At 69.2% G+C, this 19,308-nt stretch carries 18 protein-coding genes; 13 read left to right on the forward strand and 5 right to left on the reverse strand.

The window, feature by feature from the left end:
- The first annotated feature begins 7 nt into the window (after nucleotides 1-7).
- From G6035_RS04630 to holA, 4 genes are all read left to right on the forward strand, one after another.
- A complete protein-coding gene (locus G6035_RS04630) occupies nucleotides 8-991 on the forward strand; it encodes a DegV family protein (protein ID WP_176615903.1) in 984 nt (327 codons plus the stop codon).
- A 60-nt stretch (nucleotides 992-1,051) separates the two neighbouring features.
- A complete protein-coding gene (locus G6035_RS04635; protein WP_176615904.1) occupies nucleotides 1,052-1,897 on the forward strand; it encodes a ComEA family DNA-binding protein in 846 nt (281 codons plus the stop codon).
- Complete coding sequence (locus tag G6035_RS04640) at nucleotides 1,894-3,969, forward strand: ComEC/Rec2 family competence protein (protein ID WP_176615905.1); 2,076 nt, start codon at nucleotides 1,894-1,896, stop codon at nucleotides 3,967-3,969. The genes G6035_RS04635 and G6035_RS04640 overlap by 4 nt, the downstream gene beginning before the upstream one ends.
- 70 nt (nucleotides 3,970-4,039) lie before the next feature.
- Entirely contained in the window at nucleotides 4,040-5,035 is a 996-nt protein-coding gene (holA, locus tag G6035_RS04645) for a DNA polymerase III subunit delta (protein ID WP_176615906.1), read from the forward strand.
- A 114-nt stretch (nucleotides 5,036-5,149) separates the two neighbouring features.
- Here the strand turns inward: holA and rpsT are convergent, their stop codons facing one another.
- Nucleotides 5,150-5,410, reverse strand: a complete 261-nt coding sequence (rpsT, locus tag G6035_RS04650) for a 30S ribosomal protein S20 (protein WP_176615907.1) — start codon at nucleotides 5,408-5,410, stop codon at nucleotides 5,150-5,152.
- 175 nt (nucleotides 5,411-5,585) lie between these two features.
- Nucleotides 5,586-6,152: a type II toxin-antitoxin system PemK/MazF family toxin gene (locus G6035_RS04655; RefSeq protein WP_176615908.1), complete on the reverse strand. Its 567-nt coding sequence runs from the start codon at nucleotides 6,150-6,152 to the stop codon at nucleotides 5,586-5,588.
- Nucleotides 6,153-6,360: 208 nt separating this feature from the next.
- On the opposite strand from G6035_RS04655, the gene lepA reads away from it, so the two are divergent.
- Nucleotides 6,361-8,217 carry a translation elongation factor 4 gene (gene lepA / locus G6035_RS04660; protein WP_176615909.1) on the forward strand — a complete coding sequence of 619 codons (1,857 nt, stop codon included), beginning with the start codon at nucleotides 6,361-6,363 and terminating at the stop codon, nucleotides 8,215-8,217.
- Complete coding sequence (gene hemW / locus G6035_RS04665) at nucleotides 8,214-9,443, forward strand: radical SAM family heme chaperone HemW (RefSeq protein ID WP_176615910.1); 1,230 nt, start codon at nucleotides 8,214-8,216, stop codon at nucleotides 9,441-9,443. Before lepA ends, hemW begins: the two co-directional genes overlap by 4 nt.
- Before the next feature lie 33 nt (nucleotides 9,444-9,476).
- Here the strand turns inward: hemW and G6035_RS04670 are convergent, their stop codons facing one another.
- Complete coding sequence (locus G6035_RS04670) at nucleotides 9,477-9,869, reverse strand: DUF4870 domain-containing protein (protein ID WP_371130842.1); 393 nt, start codon at nucleotides 9,867-9,869, stop codon at nucleotides 9,477-9,479.
- Nucleotides 9,870-9,929: 60 nt separating this feature from the next.
- Complete coding sequence (locus G6035_RS04675; RefSeq protein ID WP_176616001.1) at nucleotides 9,930-10,781, reverse strand: DUF3097 domain-containing protein; 852 nt, start codon at nucleotides 10,779-10,781, stop codon at nucleotides 9,930-9,932.
- A 182-nt stretch (nucleotides 10,782-10,963) separates the two neighbouring features.
- Between G6035_RS04675 and hrcA the strand changes: the two genes are divergently transcribed.
- From hrcA to G6035_RS04690, 3 genes are read left to right on the forward strand one after another with little or no spacing between them, the layout of a single operon-like run.
- Nucleotides 10,964-11,977: a heat-inducible transcriptional repressor HrcA gene (hrcA, locus tag G6035_RS04680; protein WP_176615911.1), complete on the forward strand. Its 1,014-nt coding sequence runs from the start codon at nucleotides 10,964-10,966 to the stop codon at nucleotides 11,975-11,977.
- A 52-nt stretch (nucleotides 11,978-12,029) separates the two neighbouring features.
- Entirely contained in the window at nucleotides 12,030-13,169 is a 1,140-nt protein-coding gene (gene dnaJ, locus G6035_RS04685; protein WP_176615912.1) for a molecular chaperone DnaJ, read from the forward strand.
- 6 nt (nucleotides 13,170-13,175) lie between these two features.
- Complete coding sequence (locus tag G6035_RS04690) at nucleotides 13,176-13,946, forward strand: 16S rRNA (uracil(1498)-N(3))-methyltransferase (protein WP_176615913.1); 771 nt, start codon at nucleotides 13,176-13,178, stop codon at nucleotides 13,944-13,946.
- A 33-nt stretch (nucleotides 13,947-13,979) separates the two neighbouring features.
- Here the strand turns inward: G6035_RS04690 and G6035_RS04695 are convergent, their stop codons facing one another.
- Nucleotides 13,980-14,990: a GerMN domain-containing protein gene (locus G6035_RS04695; RefSeq protein ID WP_176615914.1), complete on the reverse strand. Its 1,011-nt coding sequence runs from the start codon at nucleotides 14,988-14,990 to the stop codon at nucleotides 13,980-13,982.
- Between the two features lie 365 nt (nucleotides 14,991-15,355).
- Here G6035_RS04695 and G6035_RS04700 point away from each other — a divergent pair, with 365 nt between their 5' ends.
- From G6035_RS04700 to era, 4 genes are read left to right on the forward strand one after another with little or no spacing between them, the layout of a single operon-like run.
- The gene (locus G6035_RS04700) at nucleotides 15,356-16,501 is read left to right on the forward strand and encodes a PhoH family protein (RefSeq protein ID WP_176615915.1); all 1,146 of its coding nucleotides are present in this window, start codon (nucleotides 15,356-15,358) and stop codon (nucleotides 16,499-16,501) included.
- Nucleotides 16,498-16,971: an rRNA maturation RNase YbeY gene (ybeY, locus tag G6035_RS04705; RefSeq protein ID WP_176615916.1), complete on the forward strand. Its 474-nt coding sequence runs from the start codon at nucleotides 16,498-16,500 to the stop codon at nucleotides 16,969-16,971. The genes G6035_RS04700 and ybeY overlap by 4 nt, the downstream gene beginning before the upstream one ends.
- Nucleotides 16,968-18,341: a hemolysin family protein gene (locus G6035_RS04710; protein ID WP_176615917.1), complete on the forward strand. Its 1,374-nt coding sequence runs from the start codon at nucleotides 16,968-16,970 to the stop codon at nucleotides 18,339-18,341. Before ybeY ends, G6035_RS04710 begins: the two co-directional genes overlap by 4 nt.
- Nucleotides 18,334-19,299: a GTPase Era gene (era, locus tag G6035_RS04715; RefSeq protein ID WP_176615918.1), complete on the forward strand. Its 966-nt coding sequence runs from the start codon at nucleotides 18,334-18,336 to the stop codon at nucleotides 19,297-19,299. Before G6035_RS04710 ends, era begins: the two co-directional genes overlap by 8 nt.
- Nucleotides 19,300-19,308 lie beyond the last annotated feature (9 nt).

Consider the following 19,308-nt stretch of genomic DNA (forward strand, 5'->3'; position numbering starts at 1 on the left):
CGGTCGGATGGACAAACCCGGAGCACGCGACTGGCTGCGCCACCAGGCCGTCCGGCTGCGGCTCCGCCCGCCGGCCGCCGGCGAAACAGCCGGGGCGCTGCCGCGGATCGCCGTCGTCACCGACTCGGCGGCAGCCCTGCCGCCGGAGTGGGTGCGGGAACAGTCGGCCGGGGGACGCCTGACCGTGGTGCCGATGCCGGTCATCATCGGCGGGGAGGTCTTCTCCGACGACGACGCCGGACTCGAGGCCCAGATGTCCCTGGCCCTCGCCTCGGGCCGGCAGGTGCGCACCTCGCGCCCCTCGCCCGGGCAGTTCCAACGCGCCTACCAGGCTGCCGCCGGGGCGGGCTATGACGCAGTGGTCTCCCTCCACATTTCCGCCAAGCTCTCCGGCACATTCGACTCGGCAGCCCTGGCAGCCGGAGAGGCCGGGATCCCCGTGCACGTGCTGGACTCCGGCACCGTCGGCATGGCCCAGGGTGCGGCCGTCCAGGCCGCCGTGCGGGCCGCCGCTTCCGGCGCGGAGGCCGGGGAGGTCCTGGCTGCAGCACGGACCGCCGCCGAACACGCCACGGTCTTTTTCTACGTCCCGAGCCTGGAACAGCTGCGCCGGGGCGGACGGATCAGCCTGGCCTCCTCGTGGCTGGGCGCGGTGCTGGACATCAAGCCGTTGCTGGGCATTGTCGACGGTGCCGTGGTGCCCCTGGAAAAGGTGCGCACGGCTGGCAAGGCCATCGCACGGCTGGAGCGGCTCGCGGCCGATGAGGTTGCTGCCCGGCCGCCCGGCAGCGCCCGCATCAGCGTGCACCACTTTGGGAACTCCGAACAGGCCCTGGCACTGGGCGAGTCGCTGAGGGCAGACTGTCCGGGACTGGCAGCGGCGGGGCTCACCCGCCTCCCGTCCGTACTGGCCGCCCATGCGGGCCTGGGCGTGCTGGTGGTGGTCATCTCGGACGCGGTGGCTCCTCCACAAGGGGAGCCGGCTGCCTGAGGGCCCACATTGGGGCTGGCGGCCCGTGCGCCGTCCCCCTGCCGTGCCTACCGTAGGGACATGGAAGGCGAGCGCCATCAGGCTGCATGGACGCCCGGGACGGGCGGCACCGGCCGCGGCACCCCGGAAGGCAGGGGTCCGCGCTGGATCACGTCCCTGCGTGCACTCGTCGTGCTCCTGGCGATGGCCGTGGCGGTCACGGGCGTGCTCTGGCTGGAACAGGCCGGGACATCGGCGGCGGCCGGCAGGCAGGCGGCGGCAGGCACCGCCGGGGTGGCGGTTCCGCCGCTGGGCCGGGAAGCCGCTCCCGCAACTGCCCCGGCGGCGGGGGCTTCCCCGCCCGCAGCGCAACAATCCGTCCCCACACCGATGCCGCCGGAACCGCCGGGGAAAGGCGCCGTCATCGTGCACGTGGCCGGCGCCGTCCAGCACCCCGGCGTGTACGCGCTTCCAGCCGGCAGCCGGGTCCTGCAGGCAGTGCAGGCGGCCGGCGGGGCGTTGCCCGGGGCCGTGCTGGACGCGCTTAACCTGGCCGCCCCCGCCGTCGACGGCACGCAGGTCCGGGTTCCCACCCGGGCCGAAGCCGGCCCGGCCGGCGGCGTGGGAGCAGTTGGCGGGGGAGTGGGCGGCGCACCGGGAGGCAGCGATGCCGGAACTGCCGGTGGCCCCGGCACCGGTTCGTACGGAACCGGCTCCGGCGGGCCGCACGGCGGCCTGGTGGACCTGAACACGGCCACGGCCGCGCAATTGGACGCCTTGCCGGGGGTCGGGCCGGTGCTGGCCGGGCGCATCGTGGCCTGGCGCACCGACCACGGCCCCTTCACCTCGGTGGACGCGCTGGATGCGGTGTCCGGGATCGGCGCCAAGCTGCTGGCGAACATCCGTCCGCTGGTGACAGCACGATGAGGCGGCCGGACGCACGCTGGCGGCACTATGCGCGGGCCGCCGTCGATGGCCCGCGCAGCGCTTCCCCAGCCCGCGCCGACGGGGCCATGGTCGACGACGCAGCATCAGCGCAGGCACCGGCCAGCGCGAGTGGCCGCAGCAGGGCCTGCAGCAGGGCTGGCCGCGGCGGGGCAGCCAGCATGGCCGCGATCCGGGTCCGCCTACAGACCCGCCTCCACGCCCTGGCCACGGAGCGCGGCACCGCCACGGATCCGGGCCTGCGGCCGCGTCCCGACGTCCGCCTCCTGCCCGCCGTTGCCGCCACCTGGGCCGGGGCCGCGGTGGCCATTGGACAACCGTGGGGGTCTTCCGCCGTCGCGGCCGCCTGCTGCCCGGTCCTGTGCGCCGCCGCGGCCGCGGTGGCGTTGCGTGGCCTTCCCGCCAACCCTGGGCCCGCCCCGGGCCCTGACAGTGTCAAGGACGGCGGCCCTGGCCGCGACGGTTCCGGCCGGCCCGCCCGTGACGGTTCCGGCCGGCCCGGCCGTGATGAGGCGGTTCGCGGTGGCCTGCCGTCCCGGGGCGAGGCGGCAAGGACGGACGCCCGTGGGCCGTCGCGTACACGGACCCGGGGGAGCGTCCTGCCAGGTGTGGCGGCCACGGTCGCAGTGGCGGCGCTGTGCCTCGGCGTGGTGCTCCTGGCTGTGGCCCTGCGCCAACAGGACCGGCAGAACACCCCGCTGGCTGCTGCCGTTGCCTCCGGCTGGCAGCTGTCCCTCACGCTGGAAGTGATGGAAAGCCCGCGGCCGCTGGCCGCCGGGCCGGGGCCGCCGCAGGTCACGTTCGCCGCCGTGGTCCGTCAGGCCACGGCACATGGCCGGCGGCTGGACGGGCCCTTGCCCATCCGCGTCGTGGCGGGTATGGACTGGCTGGACGTTCCGGAGGGCGCCACCGTGGGCACGGCCGGCACCGTCCCACCCGCCGGACTTGCCGAACGGGACGCCGGCATCCTGCACCCTTCCACGGCACCCCTTGAGGTCCGGACGCAGCAGGCGGGCAGCCCGGCTCTGGCGTTCCGGTCGGGATGGCTCCGGGCGGCCCGGCGGGTCTGGGCCGGGACGGCCCCGGACGTCGCCGGCCTGCTGCCGGGCATGGTCATGGGTGACCGCAGTGCCAGTCCGCCCGGCCTGGCCGGGGCGATGAAGGCTGTCGGCCTGACCCACCTGACGGCGGTCAGCGGCGCCAATTGCACGTTGGTGCTCTCGGCCCTGATGGCTGGGTTGCGTTCGTTGCATGCGCCCCGGTGGGCGGCCGGGGCGGCGGCGGTGCTGGGACTGGCCGGATTCGTTGCCGTGGTCGGGCCGGACCCCAGCGTGCTGCGGGCGGCGGTGATGGGGGGAATCGGCTGTGCTGCCATGCTCAGCGGCCGGCCGCGACGGGTGGGTGCGCTGCTCTCGGCCAGCATTGTGGTGCTTCTCGTGGCCGATCCCTGGCTCGCCCGTGACTTTGCCTTCATCCTGTCCGTGCTGGCGACCCTCGGCCTGCACCTGATGGGCCGGCGCTGTGCCCGGTGGCTGGGTACCTGGCTGCCGGCGTGGGCGGCGCAGGCCGTGGCCATTCCGTTGGCCGCCCAGTTGTTCTGCGCCCCGGCGATTGTATTGTTGCAGCCCAGGCTGGCGATCTACACGGTGCCGGCGAACATGGCCGCGGCGCCGGTCGTGGCACTGGTGACCACGGTGGGCACGCTGGGCCTGGTGGCAGCCCCGCTGGTTCCCCTGGCCGCGGACCTCTGTGCGTGGGTGTCGGGCTGGGGAGCCTGGTGGGTTGCCGCCGTGGCCCGGTGGATGGCCGCGTTGCCCGCGGCGGGCCTGCCCTGGCCCGGGGGTGTCCGGGGCGTGGTGCTGATGGCACTGATGGACGCGGCGGTACTGGGCGCCTTGGCGGCGCTGGTCGAACGGCAGCAGCTGGCCGGCAGGCTCGCCGCGCTGCGCGCGGGGCTGCCGGAGCAGTGGCGTTTCCTGCTCGGATTCAGCACCCTGTCGGTGTCGGCCGCCGTGGCTGCCGGGCTCTGGACCATGGCGGTGCTGGGCGCGTGAGCGGCTTGGGAAACGCAGGACTTGGTGGCAGAGTGGATGCAGTGCACACACCACTGATAGGAACAGCGCCATGAGCCCCGCAGCACGGCCGTCGGCAGGCGCCGACTGGCGGGACGTCCCGCTGGCCCCGGTGGTGTTGATTTACGGGCCGGAGGACTTCATCGCCAGCCGCGCGCGGGACGGGCTGCGCAGCAAACTGCGCGCCCAGGACCCGGACCTGGAGCTCACCACCCTCGACGCAGCCGCGTACACGGCGGGCACCCTGGCCATGGTCGCCAGCCCCTCGCTCTTCAGCGAACCCAAGCTCATTGAAGCCTCAGGGCTCGCCTCCATGAGTGACGACTTCCTGGCCGACGCCCTCGCCTACCTCAAGGATCCGGCGCCGGACGTGACGCTCATGCTGGTGCACGGCGGCGGCACCCGCGGCAAGAAGCTGCTGGACGCACTCAAGGCGGCAGGCATGCCGCGCGTTGAATGCCTGGCCTTGAAAAAGGACCAGGAAAAGGCCGCATTCGTCACCTCCGAATTCCAGCTGGCCAAGCGGCGCATCGACGCGCAGGCCGTCCGTGCCCTGGTGGCGGCGGTGGGGGCGAATCTCGCCGAACTGGCCGCCGCCTGCCAGCAGCTCGTCTCCGACACCACCGGAATGGTGGACTCCGATGCGGTGGACAAGTACTACGGCGGCCGTGTCGAGGCAACGGCCTTCCGGGTGGCCGACGCCGCCCTGGCCGGAAACGCGCCGGCAGCCCTGGCCAACCTGCGTCACGCCCTGGCCACCGGGGTTGATCCCGTGCCGCTGGTGGCAGCCCTGGCCATGAAGGTCCGCCAGGTCGCCAAGGTGTATTCGCTCCGGGGCAGCTCCGCCCAGCTGGCCCGTGACCTGGGCATGGCACCCTGGCAGGTGGACACGGCCCGCCGCGACGCCGGCCACTGGAATGCCGGTGGGCTGGCGGCCGCCGTCCAGGCGCTGGCCGAGGCCGACGCCCAGGTGAAGGGTGCGGCACGCGACCCGGTGTACGCCGTCGAACGCGCCGTGACGCTCATTGCCACCAGCGCGCGGCGCTAGCCCGCCGGCCCAAGGACCAACCCGGGGCCGGCCCGGGGGTGGACGCGGACAACAAAAGGCCCCCGCCACAATGGCGGGGGCCTTTTGCCTGAGTCGCGAAGCGGGTCGGCTTCCCTAGAGGGCGTTGACCTTCTTGGAGATGGCCGACTTGCGGTTGGCAGCGTTGTTGGCGTGGATGACGCCCTTGCTGACAGCCTTGTCCAGCTTGCGGCCTGCGTTCACCAAAGCAGCCGCAGCTGCATCCTTGTCAGCCTTGGCAACGGCCGTGTTTACTGCACGGATCGCGGTCTTCAGCTCGGACTTCACCGAGAGGTTGCGCTGGCGCGCCTTCTCGTTGGTGAGGATGCGCTTCTTCTGGGACTTGATATTAGCCACGTTTTATAACTCTCTTTTGATACGAAAATACGGTCGTAGAGGGCGTAGCCTGGCCGTCGACAGCGGCGTGGGGATGCTCGAATTATGGTGAACGTCTGGCCAGGCTGTTGTGTCCGCCGACCTGCACGGACACACACGCATGAAATTCTAGCAGAAAGGCGGCGTGCCCTGCCGCCTAAGTCCAGCCGTGCCGGGTCCGCAGGCCCTCGGCCACCTGGCCAAAGCGCCTGGCGTCGAGCACGGCTCCCTCGCGGCGGATGTCCGCCTCGCTGATCTGCAGGATCCGGTCCAGCTTGGCCTCGCTCGGGCGCCCCTGCCGGTCCCAGGCACCGGGGCCCAGGTCAACGTAGTCGTTGTCGCCGCGGTGGTCGCCGGCATGGTCCTTGCTGGTGAGCATGACGGCCAGCAGGTGCCTGCCGGCGCGCCCCACCACCAGCACGGGCCGGTCCTTGCCCTGGCTGAAGTCCTCCTCGAACGGCACCCAGGTCCACACGATCTCCCCTGGGTCCGGGGCGCCGTCGGGTTTGGGGGAGTACAGGGTGCGGGACGTGCCGCGGAAATCCCCCGGGTAGGGGCGGGCAAGGCCCTGCGCGGTCCCGGACGACGCCGGACGTCCGTCCGGGCGGGCCGTGCCCCGTGCGCCGGGCCTGCGTGCGGGCGGCGCCTTCGTGCCGGCTGACTTGAGGAACGAGCCGGCTAGGCTGCGCAGGAGGCAAAGGATGCGGTCGGTATTTGATGGCATGGCCCCCACCTTATCGAACCCGAACCCGGGCCCGACGGACCCGGGCTGCAGGCGGCGGGCCCGTTCCCTAACCCCGGCCCAAACGTGGGAGACTTGACCCTAATGAGTGTCCGGCGCCTGCCGTGCGGACACGCCCAGCACGCTCCGGCGCCCCAGCCGGCAGCCGTGCCGGCTTGCAAGAGTGCCCACGCAACAGTAAGGAACCCCAGTGTCACCCATGGCCCGCACTGCCCCGGTGCCCGCCGCCACCGATCCGGCGATCATCAGGAACTTCTGCATCATCGCCCACATCGACCACGGGAAGTCGACCCTGGCGGACAGGATGCTCCAGCTCACCGGAGTGGTCCAACAGCGTGACATGAAGGCCCAGTACCTTGACCGCATGGACATTGAGCGCGAACGCGGCATCACGATCAAGTCCCAGGCGGTCCGCATCCCCTGGGAGCTGGACGGCACCTCCTACTGCCTGAACATGATTGACACCCCCGGGCACGTGGACTTCACCTATGAAGTCTCACGGTCCCTCGCCGCCTGTGAGGGCGCCATTCTCCTGGTCGATGCCGCCCAGGGCATCGAGGCCCAGACCCTGGCCAACCTGTACCTGGCCATGGAAAACAACCTGACCATCATCCCGGTGCTGAACAAGATCGACCTGCCGGCCGCCCAGCCGGAAAAGTACGCCGCCGAGCTGGCCAACCTCATTGGCGGCAGGCCCGAGGACGTGCTGCAGGTCTCGGGCAAGACCGGCATGGGCGTCGAGGCGCTGCTGGACCAGATCGTCCGGGAACTGCCGGCACCGGTGGGCGACCCCCAGGCCCCGGCCCGCGCCATGATCTTCGACTCCGTCTACGACACCTACCGCGGCGTGGTGACGTACGTCCGGGTCATCGACGGCAAGCTGACGCCGCGCGAGAAAATCCAGATGATGTCCACGCGCGCCACGCACGAACTGCTGGAAATCGGCGTCAGCTCGCCAGAGCCGCAGCCGTCCAAGGGGCTGGGCGTGGGCGAGGTGGGCTACCTGATCACGGGCGTGAAGGACGTGCGCCAGTCCAAGGTGGGGGACACCGTCACCACCTTCGTCAAGCCCGCCGCCGAGGCCTTGCCCGGCTACCACGACGCCAAGCCCATGGTCTTCTCCGGCCTGTACCCGATGGACGGCACGGACTATCCGGTGCTGCGCGATGCGCTCGAGAAGCTCATGCTCAATGACGCGGCACTCATTTATGAACCGGAAACCTCCGCCGCCCTGGGCTTCGGGTTCCGCGTGGGCTTCCTGGGCCTGCTGCACCTGGAAATCACCCGTGAGCGCCTCGAGCGCGAGCACAACCTGGACCTGATCTCCACCGCCCCGAACGTGGAGTATCAAGTCACCCTTGAGGACAAGCGGGTCATCAAGGTGACCAACCCCAGCGAATACCCCTCCGGGAAGATCGCCGAAGTCCGCGAGCCCATGGTGGCCGCCACCATCCTGGCCCCCACCGAATTTGTCGGCGCCATCATGGAACTGTGCCAAACCCGCCGCGGCATCCTCGGCGGAATGGACTACCTCTCCGAGGACCGGGTCGAAATCCGCTACCGCCTGCCCCTGGCGGAAATCGTCTTTGACTTCTTCGACATCCTCAAGTCCAAGACCCGCGGCTACGGTTCACTGGACTGGAAGGCAGACGGCGACCAGGTCGCCGACCTGGTCAAGGTCGACATCCTGCTCCAGGGCGAGCAGGTTGACGCGTTCAGCGCCATCACCCACCGCGACAAGGCGTATGCCTACGGGGTCATGATGACGGGCAAGCTGCGGGAACTGATTCCGCGCCAGCAGTTTGAGGTTCCCATCCAGGCAGCCATCGGCGCCCGGATCATCGCCCGTGAAAGCATCCGCGCCATCCGCAAGGACGTTTTGGCCAAGTGCTACGGCGGCGACATCTCCCGCAAGCGCAAGCTGCTCGAAAAACAAAAGGAAGGCAAGAAGCGCATGAAGATGGTGGGCAGGGTCGAGGTCCCGCAGGAAGCTTTCATCGCCGCCCTGACCACCGGGGAATCCCCCAAGGACAAGTCCAAGAAGTGACCCCCAGCGCACTTCCCCTCGGCGATCCGGCCCCGGCCGACGGCGTCCTGCCCGCCCAGGCCGCCCTTGGCGCGGCGGAGCGGAAGTTCAGCCTGTACGCGCACATCCCCTTTTGCGCCGTGCGCTGCGGCTATTGCGACTTCAACACCTACACGGCCACGGAACTGGGCGGGGGAGCGTCCCAGGACGCCTACGCCGCCACGGCCGTGCGCGAGGTGGGGTTCGCGGCCGGGGCCATGGAGGCCTCCGGCCTGCCGCCGCGCAAGCTCAACACCGTATTCTTTGGCGGGGGCACCCCCACGCTGCTGCCGGCAGGCGAGCTGACCCGCATCCTGGGTGCCGCCGTCGGGCAGTGGGGGCTGGAAGACGGCGCCGAGGTCACCACGGAGGCCAACCCGGATTCGGTCACGCGGGACTCCCTGCAGGAACTGGCCGACGGCGGTTTCACCCGGGTGTCCTTTGGCATGCAGTCCGCCGTCCCGCACGTTTTGAAGGTCCTGGACCGCACGCACAGCCCGGAGCGGGTGCCGCAGGCGGTCGCGTGGGCGCGCGAGGCCGGGCTGAACGTCAGCCTCGACCTGATCTACGGCACACCGGGGGAGTCGCTGGCCGACTGGGAAACCTCGGTGCGCACCGCGCTGGGCTACGGGCCGGACCACATCTCCGCCTACTCGCTCATCGTCGAGGAAGGCACCAAGCTCGCCGCCCAGATCCGCCGCGGCCAGGTGCCCGGCATTGACGACGACGACCACGCCTTGAAGTACGAGCTCGCCGACGCCCTGTTCGGGGAAGCCGGCCTGTCCTGGTACGAGGTCAGCAACTGGTCCCGCACGCCGGAGGACGCCTGCCGGCACAACCTGGCGTACTGGCGCGGGGACGACTGGTGGGGCGTCGGCCCGGGCGCGCACTCGCACATGGGCGGCGTGCGCTGGTGGAACGTCAAGCACCCCACCGCCTACGCCAACCGCCTTGAGGCGGGCCAGTCCCCGGCGGCCGGGCGGGAAACCCTGGACGCGGACACCCGGGAACTGGAGCGAATCATGCTGACCTCCCGGCTGTCCGACGGGCTGGCGATTGACACGCTCAACCCGTCCGGCCGGCACGCCGTGGCCGGCCTCATCGCCGGCGGCCTGATCGATCCGGTCAAGGCCTTCCACGGCACCCTGGTGCTGACCCTGAAGGGCCGCCTCCTCGGCGACGCCGTCACCCGGGCCCTCCTGGACTGACCCCCGGAAACGGGCGGCGGGGCCGGCGGAGAGCTACTGGATGCGGCGCAGGTTCCAGGGGTAGCGGTAGGGGTTGCCACGGCTGACCTGGATGGCGGCGATGACGGACCAGACGGTCAGGAACACCCAGACGATGAGGGCGAGCATCGAGAAGACGGTCCCCACGGAGGGGCTGAAGATCCCCACCACCAGGGCGATGATGTTCAGCGCCAGCGCCAGGATGGTGGGCGGCAGCGTGAAGTTCAGTGCCTCCAGGGATTCCTGCGCCGTGAACGGGCCGCGGCCGGCCATGAACTTGTAGATGAGGGCGGACGGGATGCAGCCCAGGACGCCGCCGCAATGGGCCAGGAACGCCCACTGCTTGTCCTCTGCGGGCGTGAGTGGGGGTTTCGCCGGATTCGTCATGGGGTTCGACGGATTGCTCACGTGTAACTTGCCTCTCAACAATGTGGTCGCCGCCTGGCCGATGCTGCGCAGGTCGTCCTACTAGGATACGGGTGCTGTGAGGAAGTCGATGACTTCCTCCACGCGTCCCAGCAGTGAAGGCTCGAGGTCGGAATAGCTGTTGACGCGTGAGAGCAGCCGCTGCCAGCCCAGCCCGATGTCCTCGGCGGTGCTGTGGGGCCAGCCGAAGGCCTGCAGGATGCCCAGCTTCCACTCCACGGTGCGCGGAATCGCGGGCCAGGCCGGGATGCCCAGCGTGGCGGGCTTGATGGCCTGCCACACATCCACGTACGGATGCCCCACCACCAGGACGTTCTTTTTCGCTGCCGGCGATTTCATGAGATCCGCCACAATGCGCGATTCCTTGGAGTGCGGCACCAGGTGGTCCACCAGCACGCCCAGCCGGCGGTCCGGCCCGGGACCGAACGCCTTGACGGCCGCCGTGAGGTCGTCAACGCCGCGGAGGGGTTCGACGACGATCCCCTCCACCCGCAGGTCGTCGCCCCACACCTTTTCCACCAGTTCGGCGTCGTGCTTGCCTTCCACCCAGATGCGGCTGGCCTTGGCGACCTGCGCCCGCAGCCCTTCCACCCTGACCGATCCGGAGGCGGTCCTGGTGGCCTTTTGGGGCGCCGCGGCGGCCACGGGGGCCACTATCTCAACGGGTTCGCCGTCAACGAGGAAGCCGAATCCCAGGGGAAAGGCCCGGACCTTCTCGCGCCGGTCGGCCAGTTCCATGATGTGCATGCCGCCGGACTTTTCGATCCGGACCACGGCGCCGACCCATCCGCTCTGGACGTCCTCGACCACGAGTCCGCGGGCGGCCGGGACCTGGCGGAGGGTGCGTGCCTTCGGTGCGCTGATGTCCTGGTAGCCCCAGTTGTTGGCCTGCACTGTACGGTTGCCCCTTGCCTGTTCGGGCCCGGCCTGCACGGCCGTGGCGGAAAATTCCATGCTAGCGCCCCTTCCGGTGCCGCGTGCGGGGACCTGCCGGGCGGCGTGCCGAAAACCCGTGCCGGGAAAGTATTAGACTTGGCACTTGAATAGGTAGAGTGCTAATCAAGGAGGTGCAAGGCATGAGTGAACCACGGAAGCTGGAAGTCCTCCGGGCCATCGTCGAAGACTATGTCCATTCCCGCGAACCGGTCGGCTCCAAGGCGCTTGTGGAACGGCACCGCCTGGGCGTCTCGAGCGCCACCATCCGCAATGACATGGCGGCGTTGGAGGAGGAGGGGCTGATCACTGCGCCCCACACCAGCTCGGGGCGCATTCCCACAGACAAGGGCTACCGGCTCTTCGTGGACCAGATCTCCTCCGTCAAGCCGCTCTCGGCCGCGGAACGGCGCGCCATTGCGATCCTGCTGGACGGGTCGACCGACCTGGACGACGTGCTTGAGCGCACAGTGCGTGCGCTGGCGCAACTGACGAACCAGGTTGCCGTGGTGCAGTATCCGCGCTCGGCCAAGGCCACTGTGCGGCACATCGAATTTGTGTCCCTGGGCCCCATGCAGGTGTTGGTGGTGCTCATCCTGGCCTCGGGCAAGGTGGAGCAGTCGGTGATCGACGTCGGCATCCCCCTGGACGACGTCCGGCTGGCTGCGCTGCGCCAGGAGTTCCTGTCCATCCTGCACGGCTGCACGGTCGCCAACTTGCCCGCAGCACTGGAACTGCTGCCCACAGCCCTTCCGGCGTCCGAGCAGGAGACGGCCCGCAAGCTGGCCCACGGCCTGGAGCAGCTCGCCCGGGCCGCGCGGGAGGACCGCATCGTGCTGGCCGGCACGGCCAACCTGGCCCGGTCCAACAATGACTTCCCGCTGAGCATTGGCCCGGTCCTGGATGCGCTGGAGGAGCAGGTGGTGCTGCTGCGCCTCCTGGAGCAGATGGCCCAGGACTCGCTGGGCATGGCCGTGAGCATCGGCCGCGAAAACCCGCACGACTCCCTGTCGGAGGCGTCGGTGGTGGCAACCGGCTACGGGCCCGATGCCAGCGCCAAACTGGGGGTGGTGGGCCCCACCCGGATGGATTACCCCAACACCATGTCCAGCGTCCGGGCCGTGGCCCGGTACCTGTCACGAATTTTGGCCGGCTGACCGGCCGGCACGGCAACCCTACGAACACGTTCCACTGGAGAGAGTAAGAATTTTGAGCAACCACTACGACGCATTGGGTGTCTCCCGCGACGCGACCGCGGAGGAAATCAAGAAGGCGTACCGCAAGCTCGCGCGGAAACTTCACCCGGACGTCAACGACGCCCCGGACGCCCAGGAGCGGTTCAAGGCCGTCACGCACGCCTACGAGATCCTTTCCGACCCGCAAAAACGCCGCGTCTACGACACCACCGGCAACGAAAACGGCAGCAGCGCCGGCGGCGGCAACTTCGACGGCCAGGGCTTCGCCTTCCAGGACATCTTCGAGACATTCTTTGGTGGCGGTGGCGGTGGCGGTGGCGGACAGGGCCGGGGCCCGGAACCGCGCATGCGCCGCGGCCAGGACGCCCTCATCACCGTCCGCATCGACCTGCGCGAAGCCGTTTTTGGCGTCAACAAGAAGCTTGAAATCGACACCGCCATCACCTGCCCCACATGTGAGGGCAGCTGCTGCCGTCCCGGCACGCACCCGGTCACCTGCGACGTCTGCCACGGCAGCGGCCAGATCCAGCGCCCCATGCGCTCCATCCTGGGCAACGTCATGACCCTGGCCACCTGCAACTCGTGCCAGGGCTACGGGACCCGCATCGAGGACCCCTGCAACGAGTGCATGGGCGAGGGCCGCATCCGCGACCGCCGCACCCTGACCATCAAGGTCCCGGCCGGCGTGAACACCGGCACCCGCATCCAGCTGGCCGCCCAGGGCGAGGCCGGCCCCGCGGGCGGACCGTCCGGGGACCTGTACGTGGAAATGAAGGTCAACAACGACCCCGCCTTCCTGCGTGAGGGCGACGACCTGCACGCCACCCTGAGCGTGCCCATGACGGCGGCCGCGCTCGGCACCGAACTGACCCTGGAGACGTTCGACGGCGAGCAGCCCATCACCATCAAGCCCGGCACCCAGGCCGGTGAGGTCATCAACATGCGCAGCCTTGGCGTGACGCACCTGCGCGGCTATGGCCGCGGCGACCTCAAGGTCCACGTCCACGTCGAAACCCCCACCAAGCCCGATGCCGCCCAGGAGGAACTGCTCAAGCAGCTCGCCGCCCTGCGCGGGGAAACCTTCAGCGAGGGGAAGCTGGTCAGCAGCGGCGGCATGTTTGCCAGGCTCCGCGACAAGCTCGGCAACCTCTAGGGTGCCGTGAGCAACCCCGTCTTTTACGCCACGCCCCAACAGCTGGCGCCCTTGAAACCCGGTGACGCCTTCCGCCTCGACGGGGCCGAGGGACGCCATGCGGCCACGGTTAAAAGGCTCACGCCGGGCGAACCCGTGGACGTGTGCGACGGCGGCGGGTTGCGCCTGGTGTGCACCGTCACCGCAGCGTCGGCCGGGGTCCTGGACGTCCGGGTCGAACAGGTGGCCGCCGAGGATGCGGCCGCCTTTGGGCTGGTGCTGGTCCAGGCCCTCGCCAAGGGCGACCGTGACGAACTGGCGATTGAAACAGCCACGGAGCTTGGCGTGGACACGGTGGTGCCGTGGCAGGCCGAGCGCTCCATCGTCCGCTGGAAGGCGGACAAGGCCGCCAAGGGCCGGGCGAAGTGGCAGGGTGCAGTGGCAGCCGCCGCCAAGCAGGCCCGCCGGGCCCGCATCCCCGGCGTCGGCGAACTCGTTGGCACCGCGGGCCTGGTGGACCTGATCCGGGGCGCCGGACTGGCCCTGGTCCTGCACGAGGACGCCGTGGACACCCTGCCCGCCGTGGTGCGCTCCTGGCGCGGTTCGCCCGCGGGGCAGGACACGGGTGCCAGCATCGTGATGGTGGTGGGGCCCGAAGGCGGGATGAGCTCCCGGGAGGTGGATGCCTTCCTGGCGGCAGGGGCGCGCACCGCCAGGTTGGGACGGCACGTGCTGCGCTCGTCCACGGCCGGGCCGGCCGCCGTCGTGCTTCTCAGCGAAGAACTGGGCCGCTGGTAGCGGCAGGCAGCCGCACCACCGGCTGCGGCAGGCTTATTTTGCTGCCGGGCTGGCGGTGGGCCCAGACAGCGTGACGACCTTGCTGTCCACGCCGACCTGCCCCCCGGGGACGCTCGGGTCGGCGATGAAAACCGAAACCTGGTAGGTGCCCAGCGGGGGCACCACGGTGAAGCTGAAGGCGCCGAGCTGGCCCGGCCCCTTGGGAATCCTGACCGTCCCGGACTGGTAGACGCCCCCGGCCTTGCCGCCGGTCACCGCGGACAGGCTCCAGGACAGCGAACCGCTGGGCGAAATGCCCTGCCCGTCCACCTTCAGCGGCAGCCCGTGGCTGGTGGCGCCGTTGCCGGGGTCAATGATCCACACCGGGGCCACCAGGGCGGGGTCGCGCGTTTGCGGCTTGTCGAGGACGACGTGGCCAAAGGCGTTGAAGCCGGTGTGCCCGTCTACCAATATGGACACCTGGACGGCGGCATCGGGGTTGATCAGCCCGGCCATGGCGGCGGAGGCGGTGGCGGTGTACACCAGCTGGGACACCGACCGCCTGGCAATGCCGGCGTCCACCGCCTGCCCAAAGGCGTCGGCAGAGACATCAACCGTAATGACATTCTTGGCCGAGATGGACGCGGCCAGGCGCGACGGCTTCTTCCAGACCGAAAAATAATCCGGGTCCTTCGGGGAACGGGTCATCATCGCCTGCAGGGCGGCGACGATCGGTTCATCGGTGGTGGGTGAGGGCAGGAATTCACGGTACAGGTAGACGGAATTGTTGCTGTGCCCCAGCCAGTACACGGGAATCGTCTGGGTGGCGGCAGGGGTTTCCAGCGGGGCGCTGGTCACCTGGCTGGTGGACCGGGTTCCGGCCGTCGTCGGCATCACGGTGTCATTGGCGTTCCGCACTCCGGCAGCGCAGCCGCTTGCCATCAGGGTCGCGGCCACGACGGCGGCGGCCAGCCCGGCCCGCCTGCCTGCCCCGGCCGGGACCCGGCGCACCGGCCGGTCCGGCACGGGTGCGTGCGGACGGGGGGTGCGCGGATGTTCAGGCATGCCGATGCTTAGCTCGCTTTTCAGGCTGGTTGGTGGCAGGCCGCCATGCGGCCGATGCGGTGCTCCAAGTGCCCCCACAGACTTCGAACCTTCAATAGCTTGGCACACGGAACCCGGAGCCCGCCCGGATCTGGGGGCAAATCCGCGAACTGAAACCGTATCGAAACACTAAAGTGACCCCATGTATATCAATCCGGTGCCCAAACCGGCCCTGCGGCCGGTTGCGCCGCTGCAGGCAATCCCCACACCGCAGGGCCTGTGTGCACTAGGATTGAAGTTGAGCAGAAACGTTTATCAGCAAGGGAAAACAACCGGGGCAGCCCGGTTCCACCAAGGAGAGATCACAGGCCCGCAGGGCCGAACTTATGCCAGAGACAACAGCCAGCCGACACGAACAGTTTCCGGACCTTGGATCCGGGCGGCAATTCCCGCACTCCGTGGACGGCACACGCACTGAAGTGGTCCAGTTTTCCTCCACCGAACAAATGGTTGCCACCCTCGGTGCGGAGGACGAGGGTCTCAGGATTGTCGAGGGACTCTACCCGGCGGTCAGCTTCCTCGCCCGCGGCAACGTGCTCTCGATCTCGGGGCCCGAGGCCGTGGTTCCGCGCATCATGCACCTCATGGAGGAAGCACGCGGCATGGTGGCCCGGCACACCACCATGAACGCCGGCGTCTGGGAGCAGCTGGCCACCATGCTCAAGGCCCGGCCGGAGTCCTCCGTCGTGGACATCCTCACCCAGGACATCCTGTCCTCGCGCGGGCGCACCATCCGCCCCAAGACGCTGAACCAGAAAACGTACGTGGATGCAATCGACCGCAACACCATCGTGTTCGGGATCGGCCCCGCGGGCACGGGCAAGACCTACCTGGCCATGGCCAAGGCGGTCCAGGCCCTCCAGCGCAAGGATGTCAGCCGCATCATCCTCACCCGGCCCGCCGTCGAGGCGGGGGAGCGGCTGGGCTTCCTGCCCGGCACCCTTAACGACAAGATCGACCCGTACCTGCGCCCGCTCTACGACGCGCTGCACGACATGATGGACCCGGAAACCATTCCGCGCCTCATGGCGGCGGGCACGATTGAGGTGGCACCGCTGGCCTACATGCGCGGACGGACGCTCAACGACGCCTTCATCATCCTGGACGAGGCCCAGAACACCACCCCCGAACAAATGAAGATGTTCCTCACCCGCCTGGGCTTTGGCTCGAAGATTGTCGTCACCGGCGACATCACCCAGGTGGACCTGCCCACCGGCACGCGGTCCGGCCTGCGCGTCGTGGAAGAGATCCTGCACGACGTCGAGGACATCAACTTCTCCATCCTCGATGCCACCGACGTGGTCCGCCACCGGCTGGTGGGGGCCATCGTGCGTGCCTACAACGAATGGGACGAGGAGCACCACACGCTCGTCAGCCCGCAACCCGCCACCGAAGACGCCGGGACCCGCAGGGCCACCGCCGGCCACGGGACCCGGGCACACACCAATTCCAAGGACCAACACAAGCGATGAGCATTGAAATCAACAACGAGTCCGGCGTCGTCGTCCGCGAAGAGGAACTGGTCAAGCTGGTCCGGCACATCCTGACCCGGATGCACGTCCACCCCGAAACGGAAGTGTCCATCATCATGGCGGACGTGGAGAACATGGAAAAGCTCCACATTGAATGGATGGACGAGCCCGGTCCCACGGACGTCCTGTCATTCCCCATGGACGAGCTGCGCCCCGGCACGCCGGAGCAGCCGACGCCGGCCGGCCTGCTCGGGGACATTGTGCTGTGCCCGGTGGTGGCGCAGGAACAGGCTGTGGCGGCAGGACACTCCATGGAGGAGGAGCTGCTGCTGTTGACCACCCACGGCGTCCTCCACCTCCTGGGCTATGACCATGCCGAGCCGGAGGAGAAGGAAGAGATGTTTGGCCTGCAACGCGAACTGCTCGCCAGCTACCTGGGCCGGGAGGCCCCCCGGGAGACAATGCAGTGACCCTGGTCGCCCTGCCGGCCATGCTGGTGGTCTTCACCGCCATCGCGGCCCTGCTGACCGCTGTCGAGTCGGCGCTGAACTTTTTTCCCCGGCACGACGCCGAGGCCGTGGCCGCCCACAGCCGCGGCACCGCGCTGCTGCGCATCCTTGAGGACCCCATGGCGCACCTGAACGCGTTGCGGTTTTGGCGTGTCTGGTTTGAAATGGCCGCCGCCGTGGCCGTCTCGCTTCTGCTGGTGGACCTGCTGCGCAACGAATGGGTTGCCGGGCTGATTGCCACGGTCATCATGGCCGGGGTCAGCTTCATATTGGTGGGCACCTCCCCCCGGCGCCTGGGCCGGATGTACTCCGCTGCGCTGGTGGGGCGCACGGCGTGGCTGGTGCGTTTGCTGTACCGCATCCTCGGCCCCATGCCCGGATGGTTTCTCAAGCTCGGCGGCGCCGTCACAAAGGACGTCTCCGGCACCGAGGAGGCCTTCGTCACGGAAGAGGAATTCCGCGAATTCGTGGACCGGGCCAGCGATTCGGACATGATTGAGGACAACGAGGCCGAACTCATCCAAAGCGTGTTCGACCTCGGCGAAACCATGGTCCGGGCCGTCATGGTCCCGCGCACCGACATCCGCAGCATTGAACAGGGCGCCACGCTGGAAGGCGCCATGGACGTGTTCCTGGCCTCCGGCTTTTCCCGGGTGCCCGTCATCGGGGACGACACCGACCACATCCTGGGCATCCTGTACCTGAAGGACCTGGTGGCCACCATGCACCGGCTCGCCGAGGGCGACCCCCGCCCGGCCGTTGAAAGCCTGGCCCGCAACGTCCGGTATGTGCCCGAGTCCAAGCCGGTCGATGACCTGCTGAAGGAACTGCAGGGAGAATCCACCCATGTGGCCATTGTGGTGGACGAATACGGCGGCACAGCCGGGCTGGTGACCCTGGAGGACCTGATCGAGGAAATCGTCGGGGAAATCTCGGACGAATATGATTCCGTGTCCCCGGACGTGCAGGGGCTGGGCCACGGCCGCTACCGCATCCGCGCCCGCATGGGCGTGGAGGATTTTGGCGAACTCTTCGGCAAGGAACTGGACGACGACGAGGTGGACACCGTGGGCGGGCTGCTGGCCAAGCACCTCGGTCGGATTCCCGCACCGGGCAGCAGTGTTGTGGTCTCCGGCATCCGCCTGGTGGCCGACCGCATGGAGCCGGGCCGCAACCGCGTCAGCCACGTCATTGCCAGCCTGGCCCCCGGGTCCGGGAATGGCACCACCGGCAGTGCCGGACACGAACCCCCTACGCCACTTGCCCACGACCCCGGCAACCCGGGGCATGGCACGACGGGCGATCAACACCACAGGAGCAACCATGAGTAAGAAAAAGGGATCGCTGGCCATGCCCTCGCCCAAGAACGAGGGCTTCCGTGCCGGATTTGCGGTCCTCGCCGGCCGGCCGAACGCTGGTAAATCGACGCTGACGAATGCGCTGGTGGGCCAGAAAGTCGCCATCACCTCCGCCAAGCCACAGACCACCCGCCACACCATTCGTGGGATCGTCCACCGCGACACCTACCAGCTGGTGCTCGTGGACACGCCAGGGCTGCACCGCCCCCGCACACTGCTGGGCAAGCGCCTGAACGAACTGGTGGCCGAAACCCTCTCAGAGGTCGACGCCATCGGCTTCTGCCTGCCCGCGAATGAAAAGATCGGCCCCGGCGACCGTTACATCGCCCAGCAGCTCGGACAGGTGGGCCGCAAGCCCGTCATCGCAATCGTCACCAAGACCGACACCGTGGACCGGCAGGCGGTCACCGACCAGCTCATCGCCGTCGAGGCGCTGGGACGGGAGGTCATGGGACCGGACGGTTTCGCCGACGTCGTGCCCGTCTCCGCCGTGGAGGACTTCCAGGTGGAAACCCTCGCCGGGGTCCTCGCCGGCTACATGCCGGAATCCCCGGCCCTCTACCCCGACGGAGAGCTGACGGATGAGCCCGAGGCCGTCATGGTCGCCGAGCTGGTCCGCGAGGCAGCCCTGGAAGGGGTGCGCGACGAGCTCCCGCACTCGCTGGCCGTGGTGGTGGAGGAGATTGTCCCCCGTGAAGGCCGCACCGAGGGCCACGAGCTGCTGGACGTCCGGGTGAACCTGTATGTGGAACGGCCCTCGCAAAAGGCCATCATCATCGGCAAGGGCGGTGCCCGCCTGCGCGAGGTGGGGACCACGGCGAGGCACGGGATCGAGGCGCTGCTCGGCACCAGGATCTACCTTGACCTGCACGTCAAGGTCGCCAAGGACTGGCAGCGGGACCCGAAGCAGCTGGTCAAGCTCGGTTTTTAGCCGCCGCGG

Source organism: Arthrobacter sp. SDTb3-6 (genome assembly GCF_013376095.1).
GTDB lineage: Bacteria > Actinomycetota > Actinomycetes > Actinomycetales > Micrococcaceae > Specibacter.

What these genes read in the sequence shown, in the direction of transcription:
- holA (WP_176615906.1), top strand. Translation starts at nt 4,040, where the DNA reads ATGAGCCCCGCAGCACGGCCGTCGGCAGGCGCCGACTGGCGGGACGTC.
- ybeY (WP_176615916.1), top strand. Translation starts at nt 16,498, where the DNA reads ATGAGCATTGAAATCAACAACGAGTCCGGCGTCGTCGTCCGCGAAGAG.
- G6035_RS04655 (WP_176615908.1), bottom strand. Translation starts at nt 6,152, where the DNA reads ATGCCATCAAATACCGACCGCATCCTTTGCCTCCTGCGCAGCCTAGCC.
- G6035_RS04695 (WP_176615914.1), bottom strand. Translation starts at nt 14,990, where the DNA reads ATGCCTGAACATCCGCGCACCCCCCGTCCGCACGCACCCGTGCCGGAC.
- hrcA (WP_176615911.1), top strand. Translation starts at nt 10,964, where the DNA reads ATGAGTGAACCACGGAAGCTGGAAGTCCTCCGGGCCATCGTCGAAGAC.
- G6035_RS04640 (WP_176615905.1), top strand. Translation starts at nt 1,894, where the DNA reads ATGAGGCGGCCGGACGCACGCTGGCGGCACTATGCGCGGGCCGCCGTC.
- G6035_RS04630 (WP_176615903.1), top strand. Translation starts at nt 8, where the DNA reads ATGGACAAACCCGGAGCACGCGACTGGCTGCGCCACCAGGCCGTCCGG.
- era (WP_176615918.1), top strand. Translation starts at nt 18,334, where the DNA reads ATGAGTAAGAAAAAGGGATCGCTGGCCATGCCCTCGCCCAAGAACGAG.
- G6035_RS04700 (WP_176615915.1), top strand. Translation starts at nt 15,356, where the DNA reads ATGCCAGAGACAACAGCCAGCCGACACGAACAGTTTCCGGACCTTGGA.
- G6035_RS04635 (WP_176615904.1), top strand. Translation starts at nt 1,052, where the DNA reads ATGGAAGGCGAGCGCCATCAGGCTGCATGGACGCCCGGGACGGGCGGC.